Below are 15,040 nucleotides of genomic sequence, written 5' to 3' on the forward strand. Positions count from 1 at the left end.
CTCGTGCCGCAAAACAGAGCCCAATAACCGCAGCTCCGTTACCGCTCTGCGATTCCCTCAAATTCCGTTGTTCTCGCCTGCCGGTGCGGTTCTCCTCCCGCCCGGATGATCAGGGTTGGAGCCCTTATTCTCCGTAGGGGATCCAGATATTCTTCACATCCACAGCGCGGCGAAGGTATAGCGCGCCTTCGCCAGCGGCTCTGTCCATCCAGTCCGTCGCCTTGCCATTGTCCACGAAGGTTCGCTTGAGATTGCCCGAAGACAGCTTCTCCACCATCGTCGAAAGTTCCGCCGAGCCGAAGGCCCACAAGGCATCAACGTCATTGTGCGCGGCAAGGATCTTTGCCAGTTCGATCGCCGACCCGGTGATGATATTGACGACACCGGCAGGCAGATCCGACGTTTCCAGGACGGAATAGAAATCCGTGGCCGCAAGCGGGAAGGGCTCACTCGGCACCGCGACGACACGATTGCCGGTGGCAATCAACGGCGCAACCAGACTGATAAAGCCGAGCAGTGGCGCTTCCGGCGGGCAAATGACGCCAACGACGCCGATGGCTTCCGGCATGGCCAGGGCAACGCCGCGAAGCGGCGGCTGATGAATGCCGCCTTCATATTTGTCCGCCCAGGCTGCGTAGGTGAAGAGACGGGAAATCGCGGCGTCGACCTCGGCGTTTGCATTGGCTGCGGAAGCTCCGGTCATCGCTGTTATCCGCGAGGCGAACTCGTCGGCGCGGCCACTGAGGTTTTCGGCGATGTAATAGAGAATCTGGGCGCGGTTATGCGTGGTCGCATTCGACCAGGCGGAGGCGGCCTGTGCGGCAACCACCGCATTGCGGATGTCCTTGCGGTTGCCTTCGCCGACCTCCCCGATCGCCTTGCCCTTGGGTGAGGCGATGACACGGGAATAATTGCCGTCCGGGCGTGCCTGCTTGCCGCCGATGAAGAGCTTTGCCGTCCGGTCGATGCTTGGCAGGGTAAAATCGCCGGCAACCGGCTTTACTTGCGAAAGTGCGGGCATTGCTGCGCGCGCCTTGCGACCGACCCAAGCCTTCGGCTTCAGATATTCGTAGCAACCTTCGCGTCCGCCTTCGCGGCCGAATCCGGATTCGCGCTTGCCGCCAAAACCGACGGCGGCATCGAAAAGATTGGTGGCATTCACCCAGACCACGCCGGCTGCAAGCTTTGCCGCAACGTTCAGCGCCAAGCCGATCGTCTCGCTCCAGACGCTGGCGGCGAGGCCGTAGCGGGTGTGATTTGCAAGCTGGATAGCCTCTTCCGGTGTGCGGAAAGTCATGGAGACCGCAACCGGCCCGAAGATTTCCTCGGTCGCGACGATCGATGTCGGCTGCACGCCGCTCAGAAGCGTCGGCGGGTAGAAGCTGCCGCCCTTCGGCAGGTCGATCTTGGCCTGATGCAGTGTCGCGCCTTCTGAAACTCCCTTTTTCACCAGCGCTTCAATACGCGTCAATTGCACGGGCGCTATGATCGCACCCATATCGATGCACTTGTCCAAGGGCTGACCGACCCGCAATGTCTCCATCCGGCGCTTCAGCCGCTCGTGGAAAAGATCGGCAATGCCTTCCTGGACCAGAAGCCGCGAACCGGCGCAGCAGACCTGTCCCTGGTTGAACCAGATCGCGTCGACCACGCCTTCCACGGCGCCGTCAATATCGGCGTCGTCAAAAACGACGAAAGGGGACTTGCCGCCGAGTTCCAGCGTCAGCGATTTGCCGCTGCCCGCGGTACGCTCGCGAATAACGCGCCCGACTTCGGTCGATCCGGTAAAGGCAATTTTGTCGATATCCTCATGCCCGACGAGCAGCGCGCCTGTTTCGCCTTCTCCGGTCACGATATTGAGTACGCCCGGCGGAAGGCCCGCCGCGGATGCCAGTTCGGCAAAGAGAAGCGCCGTCAGCGACGTGAATTCGGCAGGCTTCAGGATGACGGCGTTGCCGAGCGCCAAAGCCGGCGCCACTTTCCAGGCCAGCATCAGGAATGGGAAATTCCACGGGATGATCTGGCCGACGACGCCGACCGGCACATGATCGGCAAATTCCGTGTCCTGGATTTGCGCCCATCCGGCGTGATGATAGAAATGACGGGCCGCCAGGGGCACGTCGAGATCGCGGGTTTCGCGGATCGGCTTGCCGTTGTCGATTGCCTCGACCACAGCAATCAGACGCGCATGGCGCTGGATCATCCGGGCAAGTGCATAGAGATGGCGCGCCCGCGCATGGCCCGGCAGTCGCGCCCATGAGGCCTGTGCCTTGCGGGCCGCAGCAACCGCGTTGTCCACATCCGCCGCGCCGCCGTTCGCGAGCTTCGCCAGGACCTTGCCGGTGGCTGGCTCGAACGTGTCGAAGTTCTTGCCCGACGCGGAGGGCACGAATGCGCCATTGATGAAGTGACCGAAACCGGAAGCGTGGCGCGCCAGCCAGTCGCGAGCTTCGATATCGGATTCAGGGGCGGGGCCGTATGACATTTCGTCGAAATACTTTGCAACAGTCATCTGGATCATCCAATCGGGTGTCTGTTGAGGGCCGAATAGGCACCGGTGACGTGATGCTCCAACTGCCGCTCGATATCCGCAAGCAAGCTTGATGCACCGATGCGGAAGAGATCGGACTCCAGCCACTCGCGCCCCAGTTCGTCCTTCATCAGGAACTGGTAGTTCAACACGTCCTTCGCCGCGGAAATGCCTCCGGCCGGCTTGTAGCCGATCTTGACACCGGTGCGCTCCTGATAGGCGCGGATCGCCCGCAGCATGGTCAATGTCACGGCCAGCGTCGCATTGACGCCTTCTTTGCCGGTCGAGGTCTTGATGAAATCGGCTCCCGCCATCATGCAGACCAGCGAGGCCCTGGTGACATTGCGGAGCGTCTTCAGGTCGCCGGTCGCCAGAATGGCTTTGACATGCGCATCACCGCAGGCGGCGCGATATTCTTTCATTTCCTCGTAGAGTGCTGTCCAGTTGCCGGTCAGCACATGCTCGCGGGTGATGACGATGTCAATTTCCTTCGCGCCATCGGCAACTGACGCCTCGATTTCCTTGACCTTGAGGTGGTGCGGGCTGAGGCCGGCAGGGAAACCGGTCGAAACCGCGGCGACCGGAATGCCGGAATCTCCGAGCGCCTCGACGGCCGTTGCAACAAAACGATGGTAGACGCAGATGGCGCCGGTGGTGATCGAACGGCCGCTCATGCCGAGAGAATCCAGAATGTCGGCGCGTATCGGATTCATCGCCTTCGCGCACAACCGCTTGACGCGTTCGGGGGTATCGTCGCCGTTCAACGTCGTCAGGTCGATGCAGGTCACCGCCTTCAGGAGCCAAGCAGCCTGTGCGTCCTTTTTGACGGTGCGGCGTCCGGGAAGCGAGGCTACGCGGCGCTCGGTGGCAGACAGGTTGACCCGGGTATCAAGCACCCACGACAAATCGAGTTCCATACCGGTATTGCGTGGCCGGTTATGGGTGCCGCCCGGCAATCGCGAAGGGCCTCCATGATGCGCCGCGTTTGCCGCATTGTGAACAGCAACGGTTTCCAACTAGAATCCTCCCGATCCGAACGTGAAGACCCTGTTGCCATCAATGCAGAGGCACGCAGAGGAAGCTTCACGACTGGCACAAATGTGATTTTTTTTTCACTGATTGTGAAGTTTGCATCACCGCGCCGCTGCGTCAAGTTTAGATTTCGGCAGAGGCGGAAAAAATGCGGGATTTCTCAATCGAAATCGTTCATGCCGTTTTCGGTGATGACCACGTCGAACGACTTCATGTCGCTGAAAAAGGCTGGCTTGAGCTTGCCGATTTTGCTGCTGTCGGCGAGAAGAATATTCTTTCGTGCCCGTGACATCGCCTTTTTCTTGATCTCCGCTTCGTGAAAATGCGCGCAGGTTGCGCCACGTCGGGCATCGACACCGGCTGCTGATAGAAATGCCACGTTGATCACAAGCTGATCGAGCATTTCCAGCCCCGTGGCACCGGAAAAGCTGGCCGATGCTGGGTGGTAAAGACCACCGAGCATAACAAGGCGAACGTTGGGTTTTCGCGTCAGACGATCAGCGACATTCATGGCGTAACAGATCGCCGTTATATGAATCTGGTCTGGGAGGAGATCGACCAGATAGGGTAAGGTGGTGCCGCAATCGAAAAACACCGTATCATCATGGTGAATGTAATCAATGGCTTGTGTGCAAACTTGCCGTTTTGCAGCGGCATGACTGTCGGCTGCCTTGGAAATTTCATAGGGATCGTTTTCCGCTTCGACAGCTGCAACGATATGACCGCCGAGAAACGCGAATTGGTCTGTATTGGCGCTGACATCACGCCGAACCGTCATCTCTGAGACGCCCAGGATCTCCGCAGCATTCTTGATGTGCAGAATGCGATGTTGTGAAAGGGCCTCGGATAAGACTGCGATGCGCCGGCCCTTGCGACTATCCATATCGCATCTCTCCCTTATCGTTTACACCTGGAATAGTGTTCTGATCAAAATTTAACAAGGGACTGCCATTCTCATCTTGTATGTCCCTCGAGCTACGATTCGGCATTTGCGCCGAGCTACAGCTTCTGCACCAGCCAGTTGCGCGCAACATGGCATATCGTCACAATTTTACAGGGAAACCCCGCAATTTGAAATGAGAATTTGTGACCAATCTTCCATTTTTGTGATGGAATAGTCACAAAACTGCATAGATGGCGCATCACCTCGGCTGCGGGGAAGCGGGTGACGACGAGATCGACATTCTCGGCCGGCAGGGGCGAGTTGGTCACGCCTCTGGACGGGGTGGCCTTCCGACCAGAGGCTTCATCCTCGCGGCTGCTGAGGACATTCCTGGCTGCGCGCGCTACTCGCCGGCTTTCCTTGCTGCCGTTTCGATCGCATCGGCAACCTTTTCCGGTTGGGATGCGAAGACGGCGTGGCTTGCCTTTATTTCAGTCACGTCGCTTCCGGCACGTTTTGCCATGTCGCGTTCAAGCTCGGGGTTGATGGAGCGATCCTCGGTGGCGACGATCGACCAGCTTTTCTTCGTCCGCCATGCCGGCTGAGTGATCTTGGCGGAGAATGCCTGCTTTGCGGCGAAGACCTGTGACTTTGCCATGAAATCGGCTTCGGCTTGCGGAAGGTCGGCTGCGAAATCCGCGGCGAAGGCGCCCGGATCGAGATAGAGATATTTGCCGTCCTTCGTTTCCTTTATATCCATGCTGCCGGCGGGCTTCGAGCTGGCGAGGCTGAGCAGGCTTTCGCCCTTGTCGGGCTGGAATGCCGCGACATAGACCAGGCCCGCGACCGCGGGATCGTTGCCGGCTTCGGTGATGACCATGCCGCCATAGCTGTGGCCGACGAGCAGGACCGGTCCGTCCTGAAGGTCGAGAACGCGCTTGGTCGCCGCCACATCGTCGTCGAGCGAGGTAATGGGCTGCTGGACGATGGTGACGTTGAAGCCGCGCTTCTCGAGAATGTCCGTCGCCTTGCGCCATCCCGAGCCATCGGCCAGCGCGCCGTGGACGATCACGATGTTCTTTACCGCGGCAGCCTCTGCTGCGAACGCGATGGCGGTGGTGGCAAATGCAAGCGCTGCAGTGAAAAGAAGACGTTTGTTCATGACTATCACTCCTTTGGTCATTGTTGATGATCGGGATATTGACGCGTTTCAGGTTCAGCCGAATGTGAAGGCGTAAGCCTGCACGCCGGGGTCGAGGAAGCGGATTTCGAAGTTGCGGGCGGCGACCGTGCCGGATTGGCGGACAAGTTGATAAAGCCTCGTCGCGGTCACCGTGCCATTGCCATCGGCATCGATGTCTGAGCCGTGGTCGGGCCCTGGCGCCTTGCCGTCGATCTTCACCTGGAAGCGGATCGGCTTGTCGCCGGCACCAGGCCCAAGAACGAGATGCAAGTCGCGGGCGCTGAAGCGATAGGTGATGCCACCGCCCGGCTGATCAAGCGTCGCCTGATCCCGGCCGACGATCCAGGTTCCGGACAGGCCCCAGCCATTGAGGCCGGGTTCGGCGATCGAATAGTTTTTCGCCGTATCGGCCTGCAGCCCTTCGGGAGAGGCGAAGTTCGCCGCCTGTTCGTAGCCGAGATAGGTTTCGCCCGAGCCGATATTGCCGAGATCAGGACCTGCTTCCACACCCTTGGCATCCGGTACGACCGGCGCACTCGCCGTCGTTTGGCTGCCGGCTTCGCGCAGCAGGTCCTGGATGGCTTTTTCGGTCCTGCTGTAATTGCCTTCGCCGAAATGGTGGTAGCGGATCTGGCCCTTGGCATCGATCAGATAAGCGGCAGGCCAGTAGCTGTTTTCGAAGGCGCGCCAGATGCTATAATCATTGTCGATCGCAACGGGATAGCCGATCTGGAAGTCGCCGATCGCCTTCTTGACGTTGTCGATCTTCTTCTCGAAGGCAAATTCCGGGGCGTGGACGCCGATGACGACCAGACCCTGGTCCGCATATTTTTCGGCCCAAGCCCTGACATAGGGGATGGTACGAATGCAGTTGATGCAGGAATAGGTCCAGAAGTCGACGAGGACGACCTTGCCGCGCAGCCGTTCTGTGGTGAGAGGCTCAGAGTTCAGCCATTCGACCGCGCCGTCGAGCGAAGGGGCGTGGCCTTCGACGGGCAAGTCGCTACGGAAGGGTTTGTTCGCATCGGCTGCGGCGATCATCACCTCGTTGCTCGCCAGCTCGGAAGATGCGCCACTGAGCGGCTTTGCATGCAGCCTGTCGAGCACGGCCTGTTCCAGCGATGCGGTGCTGGCATAGGAGAGCCGGGCGAGCAGGCTGGTGTCGAGGCCGAGCGCGATGACGGCGACACCCGCCAGCACGGCAGCGCCGAGCACCTGGCGAATCCGGTCGCCAAGGCCGAGGGAGCGCTTCATGGCGGCGAAGAGCTTGCCGCCGACAAGCAGGGCGACGGCAAGCGAACTTGCAGCACCAGCGGCATAGGCGGTCAGCAGGAAGGTCGTTTGCAGATTAGCGCCCTGCAATGCGGCTCCGGTCAGCACAAGGCCGAGAATCGGACCGGCGCAAGGCGCCCAGAGCAGTCCGGTGGCGACGCCGAGAAGAAGCGCGCTCTTCACTGTCGTGGTGCCGCGCCCGCCGCCGGTGGCGTTCACAAGATTGTTGCCAAGGTCGACGACCGGCCGGGCAAGCGTGCTTGCGAAACGCGGCGAAAGCAGGCTCGCGCCGAAGAGGGCAAGCAGGACGATGGCGGCAAGGCGGCCATATTCATTGGCGCGAATGGCCCAGCTGCCACCGACTGCAGCAAGCGTGGCGACCAGCGCGAAAGTGGCGGCCATGCCCGCCAGCATCGGCAGCGTGCTTCTGACGAAGGGCTGTCCGGCGCGTGCGAAGACAAAGGGCAGGATGGGGAGGATACACGGGCTGAGGATCGTCAGCGCGCCTCCGAGATAGGCAATGATCAGAAGTGTCATCATCGTTTCCTTTGAAACCGATTGATCGGGCTCTGGGCGGCGATGGGGCCTGAACCAGCAACGGCGGGGATATGGCCGGTGTGAAGTATCCCCGATGTGTCCGGCTTTGCGGGAAAATGTACCGAAGTGTCGGGGTAGGGGGCGGCGATACAAAGCGATACAAACTGCCGCGGTGGCGAGGAAACGGCTGCGGCCAATGCGACCACTTGCTGAGGCAGCGCGATTGTATCGGAATGTATCCAGGCGGCCGGAAGCTACATCCGCATTCAAAAAACGGTTGCTTACGACATATCGGGGATACAAGTAGAGCGCCTTTTCGCGACCGTGATCCATTCGACAGGAGAGACCGATGTCAGAGCAAATCAACCATCACCGCCGCCGTTTCTTCGGCATGACGGCAATCGCCCTTGCGGCCGTCGAATTCGGCGTGGCAGGCAGGGCCGCCGCCCAGTCGTCTGCGACGGCCGCTTCGGTGCCAGCTGTAAAGCCCGGAACCAACACGTCCTTCGAAGCGCTGAAGCAGGTCAAGGCAGGCGTGCTCGACATCGGTTATGCCGAGGCGGGAAAGGCGGATGCCCCTGTCGTATTGCTGCTGCATGGCTGGCCCTATGACATCTATAGTTTCGTCGATGTCGCGCCCCTGCTTGCCGCGGCGGGCTACAGGGTGATTGTGCCTTATCTACGCGGTTACGGGACGACCCGCTTCCTGGACGATCAGACGCCGCGCAACGGCCAGCCGTCAGCGCTCGCCGCCGATATGATCGCGCTGCTCGATGCGCTGGATATCGAGAAGGCCGTCATTGCCGGATACGACTGGGGCGGGCGGACCGCCAACATTATGGCGGCGCTCTGGCCCGAGCGCTGTAAGGCGATGGTATCTGTAAGCGGCTACCTGATCGGTAGCCAGGAGGCCAACAAGAAGCCGCTTCCGCCCAAAGCCGAACTCGCCTGGTGGTACCAGTTCTATTTCGCCACCGAACGCGGTCGTCAGGGATACGAGACCAACACGCATGATTTCGCAAAGCTTATCTGGCAGACGGCATCGCCGAAGTGGAACTTCGACGATGCGACATTCGACAGGTCGGCCGCTGCCTTCGACAATCCCGACCACGTCGCGATCGTCATTCACAATTATCGCTGGCGCCTGGGGCTTGTCGAAGGCGAGGCCAAGTACGATGCCTACGAGACGACGCTCGCCGCAACGCCCGTCATTTCGGTGCCGACCATCACCATGGAGGGCGATGCAAACGGTGCGCCGCATCCGCAGCCTTCCGCTTATGCCGGAAAATTCTCCGGTAAATACGAGCATCGCACGATCGGCGGCGGCATTGGCCACAACCTGCCTCAGGAAGCGCCGCAGGCCTTCGCGCAGGCGGTCATAGACGTCGATCGTTTCTAGGTCGACAATGCCGGTTGCAGCGCCTCGTTGCTCCGGCCAGCGGAATATGCGTAGGTCGCGTCTGTCGCTTCGGTCGGGAACGAAGCGACCGGCGCGGCCGCTTCTATCGATAAGGAACAGGGAAATATGGATCATGTCGATCACATCCTGATCGTCGATGACGATCGCGAAATCCGCGAGTTGGTATCGGGCTATCTGCAGAAGAACGGCCTGCGCACGAGCGTTGCCGCCGACGGACGGCAGATGCGCAGTTTTGTCGAAGCCAATGCAGTCGACCTGATCGTGCTAGATGTGATGATGCCCGGCGATGACGGGCTGGTGCTGTGCCGCGAACTGCGCGCTGGCCGGCACAAGGCGATCCCGATCCTGATGCTGACGGCCCGCACCGACGAAATGGACAGGATCCTCGGGCTGGAGATGGGCGCCGACGACTATCTTCCCAAGCCCTTTGCTGCGCGTGAGCTGCTCGCCCGCATCAAGGCGGTGCTGCGACGCACGCGGATGCTGCCGCCCAACCTGCAGATCAGCGAAGCCGGGCAATTGCTGACTTTCGGCGACTGGCGGCTCGATACGGTGGCCCGGCACCTTCTCGACAAGGAGGGGACCGCGATTGCGCTGAGCGGCGCCGAATACCGTCTGCTTCGCGTCTTCATCGACCATCCGCAGCGAGTGCTCAATCGCGACCAGCTTTTGAGCCTGACGCAGGGGCGCGACGCCGATCTCTTCGATCGCTCGATCGATCTTCTGGTCAGTCGCCTGCGTCAACGGCTGGGCGACGATGCGCGCGAACCGACCTATATCAAGACGGTGCGCAGCGAAGGCTATGTGTTTTCGGTTCCGGTCGAAATATCGGAGCCGCGCCGATGAAGGCGGCAATCCCCTTGCGTTCGGGGCTGACGTGGCCGAGCACGTTGCGGTCGCGGATCTTCCTGATCCTGCTGATCGGACTGGCCCTCGCCTACGGTCTGTCCTTCAGTGTGCTCTATATGGAGCGGTACATGTCGGCCAAGGCGGTGATGCTCGGCACGCTGGAAAATGACGTGGCAACATCGATTGCTGTTCTCGATCGGCTTCCGCCAAGCGAACGCGGCGAGCTGCTCGACCGGCTGAGCCGCGGCAATTACCGTTTCGTGCTCGGACCCGGTCTTCCCGGCGTGCCTGATACGTCAAGCAAAGGGGCAGAAATCTCAGGAAAAATCGAGGAGGCCATCGGGCATCGCTTTCCGATCCGTATCGAACGAATTCCTGGCGATGTGAACCGATTGCAGGCGCATTTGACGCTGAGCGACGGAAGCCCCTTGACGATCGACGTAACGCCGAAGGGCGTCATGCCGATCGCCGCATGGCTGCCCTACGTCTTCGTTATCCAGATGGCGCTGCTCATCCTCTGTACCTGGTTTGCTGTTCGCCAGGCAATCCGGCCGCTCGGCGAGCTTGCTGCCGCCGCCGATGCGCTCGACCCGAACAAGGACGGCCCGGCTTTGAGTGAGGCAGGCCCGAGCGAGGTCGCGCATGCGGCACGGGCTTTCAATGCGATGCGGGAGAGGATCGCCCATTACCTCGAAGAGCGTGTCCAGATCCTGGCGGCAATCTCGCATGATCTGCAGACGCCGATCACCCGCATGCGGCTGCGTGCCGACATGGCGGAGGATTCGCCTGAGAAGAACAAGCTGGTGCACGATCTCGCCGAGATCCAGCGCCTCGTTCAGGACGGCATTGCCTATGCACGCAGTGCGCATGGCAATGGCGAGAAGAGTGCCCGCATCGATCTCGCCTCGTTCATCGACAGCATAGCCTACGACTACCAGGATACCGGAAAGGCCGTCACGGTCGTCGGCCTGGTTCAGGGCGCCGCCATTACCAAGCCGCATGCTCTTCGCCGCATCCTGTCGAATTTCATCGACAATGCGCTGAAGTTTGCCGGTGCTGCCGAGATCAGCGTCGAGCGTAGCGCCGAGAACGATATCGTCATATCAGTCATGGACCGCGGGCCTGGAATTCCGGACGATATGCTGGAAGCCGCCATGCAGCCTTTCTTCCGGCTGGAGCAATCCCGCAACCGGGAGACCGGCGGCACCGGTCTCGGTCTTGCGATCGCCCAGCAACTGACGGCCAAGATCGGCGGGTCGCTCCGGCTCTACAATCGCGCCGGCGGCGGGCTGGCTGCGGAAGTCACCATCCGCTGACATCGGCAGTCACCACAAAATTCGAGATGTTTGTATGTAAAGATGTCTTCGATATCGGATGCTACGTTTTGTGACATTTCGGGCGATTTCGGAAACATGGCGGATATATCCGTCGGTCAAACCACACTCCGTCAACCCGGCCGCGCACCGCGGCCAGTCGCCTTTAGCGACGCAACAAAGGAGTGTTCCATGACAAAGATCGACAAGGTTCTCTATACCGGCAAGACCCACACGACGGGCGGGCGCGACGGCGCGTCGCATAGCGACGACGGGCAGCTTGATATCAAGCTTTCGCCTCCGGGCAGCAACCGTGCCGGCACCAATCCCGAACAGCTTTTCGCCGCCGGCTGGTCTGCCTGCTTCATCGGCGCGATCGGCATTGCTGCCGGCAAGCTGAAGGTCAAGCTTCCTGCAGATGCCGCCGTCAACGCCGAGGTCGATCTCGGGGCGACCGACGGCGACTATTTCCTGCAGGCTCGCCTCAAGGTCAGCCTTCCGGGCATCGAAGCGGATCTGGCAAGGGCGCTTGTGGATGAAGCGCACCGGACCTGCCCCTATTCGAAAGCAACCCGCGGCAATATCAATGTCGAATTGAGCATTGCCTGACAGATGGGATCGATCGCCAAAAGGAAACATGACGAGGCCAGTCGGGCCTCGTCGATGGAGGAACCAATGAGACTGATGATCATCTGCATTCTGGGGGCGACGATTTTCGCAGCGCCCTGCATCTACGATGTAACGTCACAGGAGCCGTCGCCGCTTGCCGGCCTGGTGACGGCGGCATCCGCAGCTTCATCCTCAGGGGAGCGACTGCCGCTCCAGCTGTTCTTTTAGATCACCAGGGAGAAAGACAGTGAAACTCTATCAGAACGAAATTTCCTCGGCGACATCTCGAGTCCGCATCGCACTTGCCCTGAAAGGATTGATGGCCGAAGCGCTGCCGGTCACCATCCTCGGCGAAAATTCCGAGAGCCGGCAGGCCGGATATCGCAGTATCAATCCGCAGGGGCTCGTGCCCGCCTTGCTGACGGATAGTGGTGTCCTCATTACCCAGTCGCTGGCGATCGTCGAATATCTCGATGAGATAAAGCCTGAACCGCCGCTATTGCCTGACACCGCGGAAGGCCGGGCGCAGGCGCGGTCGATCGCGCTTGCGATCGCAGCCGAGATCCACGCGCTGCTGCCGCCGCGGATCGGTCTGCATCTCGGCAAGGTCTTCCAGGCGGATGCCGATGCCATTACTGCCTGGAATCGTCATTGGGTCGGTGAAGGAATGGCCGCGGTCGAGGCGATGATCGCCGGCCACAGGCAGGGGGCTTTCGCTGTTGCGGATCAGCCTGGTATTGCCGAGATCTTTCTCTTCCCGCAGGCGATCAGCGCTCGGCGCCTCGGCTTCGATCTCGCCCGCTGGCCGAATATCGCGGAGATTGTCGCCAGACTGGAGGCGATACCGGCTTTCCAGGAGAACGCACCGGCCCCGAGACAATGATCCAATCTATGAAGAATCGGCCGCAAGTGACTGCGGCCGATTCTCTTCTGGTGTTCTAGCCTTGGCGATAAGACGTCACCTTCATGGCCCGTCGGTCGCTTTTAGCGGTTGACCCTTGCCTGCAGATGCGCGGGATAACGATCGCCTTCCACCTTGATCGTGGCGAGCGCGCTTTCGATGCTACGGAGATCCTCGGCCGTCAGTTCGATCTCGGAGGACTGGTTGTTCTCCTCGAGGCGATGCAGCTTGGTGGTGCCGGGAATCGGCACGATCCAGGGCTTCTGCGCCAGCAGCCATGCGAGAGCCACTTGGGCGGAGGTTGCCTTTTTGCGGGCGGCGATTTCTCCGAGACGATCGACGAGCGCCTGGTTGGCCTTTCGCGCCTCCTGAGAAAAGCGCGGCACGACGTTGCGGAAATCCTTGCTATCGAAGGTGGTCGTTTCGCTGATCGCGCCAGTCAGGAAGCCCTTGCCGAGCGGGCTGAACGGCACGAAACCGATGCCGAGTTCTTCCAGCGTCGGCAGGATTTCCTGTTCGGGCTCGCGCCACCACAGCGAATATTCGCTCTGCAACGCCGCCACCGGCTGGACGGCATGGGCGCGGCGGATCGTCTGGGCGCCCGCTTCCGAGAGGCCGAAATGTCTGACCTTGCCTTCCGCGATCAGCGCCTTGACCGTGCCGGCGACATCCTCGATCGGAACATCGGGATCGACGCGATGCTGGTAGAAGAGATCGATGACATCGGTCTTCAAACGCTTCAGCGCCTGGTCGGCCACCGCGCGTATCTGCTCGGGCCGGCTGTTCATGCCGCTCTGGCCGCCATTGGCATCGAAGTTGAAACCGAATTTCGTGGCGATCACCACCTCCTCGCGGAAGGGGGCGAGGGCCTCTCCCAGAAGCTCTTCGTTCTTATAGGGGCCGTAGGCCTCGGCCGTATCGAAGAAGGTCACGCCGCGTTCAAATGCCCGCCGGATCAGTACGGTCGCTTCCTGAATATCTGTCGCCGGGCCATAGCCGTAACTCAGCCCCATGCAGCCGAGACCGATGGCCGAGACTTGAAGTCCACTCTTTCCAAGTTCACGCTTCTGCATAGAAATTCCTTTTCTAACCTTGGTATTGCGTGTCGGTGACATGCTCCATCCAGTCGACGACCTTGCCGTCGAGCTGTTCCTGGATGGCGATATGGGTCACCGCCGTCGTCGGCGATGCGCCGTGCCAATGGCGTTCACCCGGCGCGAACCAGACGACGTCGCCGGCGCGGATCTCCTCGACGGGACCGCCTTCGCGCTGCACGCGACCGAAGCCCGATGTGACGATCAGCGTCTGGCCGAGCGGATGGGTGTGCCAGGCGGTGCGGGCGCCGGGCTCGAAGGTGACGCTGGCGCCAGCCGCGCGTGCGGGGCTGGTCACGGCAAACAGCGGGTCGACACGCACGCTGCCGGTAAACCAATCGGCTGGTCCTTTGGCCGAAGGCTGCGAACCGCTTCGCTTGATATCCATCTTTATCTTCTTCCTTTCGATGCCGGGGTGGACGTGTCCACTCGAGTAGCAAGGTATTTAGGGCGTGCGCCGGGTCGCGATTAGATGGTATAAACGGCAAGAACCCATGAGAAAGTTTCATCAATGCCGCGCCCCGCCGTCAACGACCTCATCGCCTTCCTCGCCGTTGCACGCGCACAGAGCTTCACAAAGGCGGCGGGCAAGCTGGGTGTGTCGCAATCGGCGCTCAGCCACACCATCCGCGGGCTCGAGGAGCGGCTTGGACTGCGATTGCTGACACGCACGACCCGCAGCGTCGCGCCGACAGAGGTGGGCGAACGCCTGCTCGTCTCCATCGGACCGCGGCTCGACGAGATCGAGAGCGAGCTGGCGGCCTTGAGTGCGTTCCGGGAGAAGCCGGCAGGCACCATCCGCATCAATGCCGGCGAGCATGCGGCCGATGTCGTCCTCTGGCCCGCCTTGCAAAAGCTCTTGCCCGATTATCCCGATATCAATGTCGAGATCATTGTCGACTACGGTCTGACCGACATCGTCGCCGAGCGTTACGATGCTGGGGTGCGGCTTGGCGAACAGGTGGCGAAAGACATGATCGCGGTGCGCATTGGCCCCGACATGCGCATGGCCGTGGTCGGTTCTCCCGCCTATTTCGGCACCAGGCCGAAACCACTGACGCCACAGGAGCTTACGGATCACAATTGCATCAATCTGCGCCTACCGACCTATGGCAGCGTTTATGCATGGGAGTTCGAGAAGGATGGGCGCGAACTCAGGGTTCGGGTCGAAGGGCAATTGGTATTCAACAATATAGCGCTGCGGCTGAACGCAGTACTGGCAGGTCTGGGGCTGGCATACATGCCGGAGAACTTGGTCGACGCGCATCTAGCCGATGGACGGCTGGTGCGCGTCCTCGAGGATTGGTGCCTGCCGTTTTCCGGTTACCATCTCTACTATCCGAGCCGCCGGCATACGTCGCCGGCATTTGCTCTGCTCGTCGATGCACTTCGCTATCGACCATAACGCCCACCGTTT

At 60.8% G+C, this 15,040-nt stretch carries 14 protein-coding genes; 7 read left to right on the forward strand and 7 right to left on the reverse strand.

Annotated features, from left to right (window positions below):
* Positions 1 to 124: 124 nt before the first annotated feature.
* The 5 genes from ACM5SV_RS25445 to ACM5SV_RS25465 all read right to left on the reverse strand — a co-directional run bounded on the left by ACM5SV_RS25445 (position 125) and on the right by ACM5SV_RS25465 (position 7,437).
* Positions 125 to 2,512 carry an aldehyde dehydrogenase family protein gene (locus ACM5SV_RS25445; RefSeq protein WP_222014899.1) on the reverse strand — a complete coding sequence of 796 codons (2,388 nt, stop codon included), beginning with the start codon at positions 2,510 to 2,512 and terminating at the stop codon, positions 125 to 127.
* Between the two features lie 5 nt (positions 2,513 to 2,517).
* Complete coding sequence (deoC, locus tag ACM5SV_RS25450) at positions 2,518 to 3,546, reverse strand: deoxyribose-phosphate aldolase (protein WP_026157380.1); 1,029 nt, start codon at positions 3,544 to 3,546, stop codon at positions 2,518 to 2,520.
* A 176-nt stretch (positions 3,547 to 3,722) separates the two neighbouring features.
* The gene (locus tag ACM5SV_RS25455; protein ID WP_017994310.1) at positions 3,723 to 4,445 is read right to left on the reverse strand and encodes a DeoR family transcriptional regulator; all 723 of its coding nucleotides are present in this window, start codon (positions 4,443 to 4,445) and stop codon (positions 3,723 to 3,725) included.
* A 403-nt stretch (positions 4,446 to 4,848) separates the two neighbouring features.
* Positions 4,849 to 5,607: an alpha/beta fold hydrolase gene (locus tag ACM5SV_RS25460; RefSeq protein ID WP_017994309.1), complete on the reverse strand. Its 759-nt coding sequence runs from the start codon at positions 5,605 to 5,607 to the stop codon at positions 4,849 to 4,851.
* Between the two features lie 54 nt (positions 5,608 to 5,661).
* Positions 5,662 to 7,437 (reverse strand): cytochrome c biogenesis protein DipZ, encoded by a 1,776-nt coding sequence (locus tag ACM5SV_RS25465; protein WP_017994308.1) that lies wholly within the window; start codon positions 7,435 to 7,437, stop codon positions 5,662 to 5,664.
* Between the two features lie 349 nt (positions 7,438 to 7,786).
* Between ACM5SV_RS25465 and ACM5SV_RS25470 the strand changes: the two genes are divergently transcribed.
* From ACM5SV_RS25470 to maiA, 6 genes are all read left to right on the forward strand, one after another.
* Entirely contained in the window at positions 7,787 to 8,836 is a 1,050-nt protein-coding gene (locus tag ACM5SV_RS25470) for an alpha/beta fold hydrolase (RefSeq protein ID WP_128407252.1), read from the forward strand.
* 126 nt (positions 8,837 to 8,962) lie between these two features.
* Entirely contained in the window at positions 8,963 to 9,703 is a 741-nt protein-coding gene (locus tag ACM5SV_RS25475) for a response regulator (RefSeq protein ID WP_017994306.1), read from the forward strand.
* Entirely contained in the window at positions 9,700 to 11,022 is a 1,323-nt protein-coding gene (locus tag ACM5SV_RS25480; protein ID WP_017994305.1) for an ATP-binding protein, read from the forward strand. Before ACM5SV_RS25475 ends, ACM5SV_RS25480 begins: the two co-directional genes overlap by 4 nt.
* 189 nt (positions 11,023 to 11,211) lie before the next feature.
* On the forward strand, positions 11,212 to 11,628 hold the full coding sequence (locus tag ACM5SV_RS25485) for an organic hydroperoxide resistance protein (protein ID WP_011652269.1): 417 nt from the start codon (positions 11,212 to 11,214) through the stop codon (positions 11,626 to 11,628).
* A gap of 66 nt (positions 11,629 to 11,694) precedes the next feature.
* Complete coding sequence (locus ACM5SV_RS25490; RefSeq protein ID WP_017994304.1) at positions 11,695 to 11,856, forward strand: hypothetical protein; 162 nt, start codon at positions 11,695 to 11,697, stop codon at positions 11,854 to 11,856.
* 19 nt (positions 11,857 to 11,875) lie between these two features.
* Complete coding sequence (maiA, locus tag ACM5SV_RS25495; RefSeq protein WP_029870778.1) at positions 11,876 to 12,511, forward strand: maleylacetoacetate isomerase; 636 nt, start codon at positions 11,876 to 11,878, stop codon at positions 12,509 to 12,511.
* A 101-nt stretch (positions 12,512 to 12,612) separates the two neighbouring features.
* On the opposite strand, the gene ACM5SV_RS25500 is transcribed toward maiA, so the two are convergent.
* Positions 12,613 to 13,602 (reverse strand): aldo/keto reductase, encoded by a 990-nt coding sequence (locus tag ACM5SV_RS25500; RefSeq protein WP_222014897.1) that lies wholly within the window; start codon positions 13,600 to 13,602, stop codon positions 12,613 to 12,615.
* Positions 13,603 to 13,615: 13 nt separating this feature from the next.
* Positions 13,616 to 14,011, reverse strand: a complete 396-nt coding sequence (locus tag ACM5SV_RS25505; protein ID WP_017994301.1) for a cupin domain-containing protein — start codon at positions 14,009 to 14,011, stop codon at positions 13,616 to 13,618.
* Positions 14,012 to 14,134: 123 nt separating this feature from the next.
* On the opposite strand from ACM5SV_RS25505, the gene ACM5SV_RS25510 reads away from it, so the two are divergent.
* Positions 14,135 to 15,028 carry a LysR family transcriptional regulator gene (locus ACM5SV_RS25510; protein WP_017994300.1) on the forward strand — a complete coding sequence of 298 codons (894 nt, stop codon included), beginning with the start codon at positions 14,135 to 14,137 and terminating at the stop codon, positions 15,026 to 15,028.
* Positions 15,029 to 15,040: the final 12 nt, after the last annotated feature.

It is taken from the genome of Rhizobium sp. CRRU65, assembly GCF_048551595.1.
In the GTDB taxonomy this organism is placed as follows: domain Bacteria; phylum Pseudomonadota; class Alphaproteobacteria; order Rhizobiales; family Rhizobiaceae; genus Rhizobium; species Rhizobium leguminosarum_J.

Coding starts and splice junctions, on each gene's coding strand:
- ACM5SV_RS25490 (WP_017994304.1), top strand. CDS start 11,695: ATGAGACTGATGATCATCTGCATTCTGGGGGCGACGATTTTCGCAGCG.
- ACM5SV_RS25460 (WP_017994309.1), bottom strand. CDS start 5,607: ATGAACAAACGTCTTCTTTTCACTGCAGCGCTTGCATTTGCCACCACC.
- ACM5SV_RS25510 (WP_017994300.1), top strand. CDS start 14,135: ATGCCGCGCCCCGCCGTCAACGACCTCATCGCCTTCCTCGCCGTTGCA.
- ACM5SV_RS25480 (WP_017994305.1), top strand. CDS start 9,700: ATGAAGGCGGCAATCCCCTTGCGTTCGGGGCTGACGTGGCCGAGCACG.
- ACM5SV_RS25465 (WP_017994308.1), bottom strand. CDS start 7,437: ATGACACTTCTGATCATTGCCTATCTCGGAGGCGCGCTGACGATCCTC.
- ACM5SV_RS25455 (WP_017994310.1), bottom strand. CDS start 4,445: ATGGATAGTCGCAAGGGCCGGCGCATCGCAGTCTTATCCGAGGCCCTT.
- ACM5SV_RS25470 (WP_128407252.1), top strand. CDS start 7,787: ATGTCAGAGCAAATCAACCATCACCGCCGCCGTTTCTTCGGCATGACG.
- ACM5SV_RS25500 (WP_222014897.1), bottom strand. CDS start 13,602: ATGCAGAAGCGTGAACTTGGAAAGAGTGGACTTCAAGTCTCGGCCATC.
- ACM5SV_RS25505 (WP_017994301.1), bottom strand. CDS start 14,011: ATGGATATCAAGCGAAGCGGTTCGCAGCCTTCGGCCAAAGGACCAGCC.
- ACM5SV_RS25445 (WP_222014899.1), bottom strand. CDS start 2,512: ATGACTGTTGCAAAGTATTTCGACGAAATGTCATACGGCCCCGCCCCT.
- ACM5SV_RS25485 (WP_011652269.1), top strand. CDS start 11,212: ATGACAAAGATCGACAAGGTTCTCTATACCGGCAAGACCCACACGACG.
- ACM5SV_RS25475 (WP_017994306.1), top strand. CDS start 8,963: ATGGATCATGTCGATCACATCCTGATCGTCGATGACGATCGCGAAATC.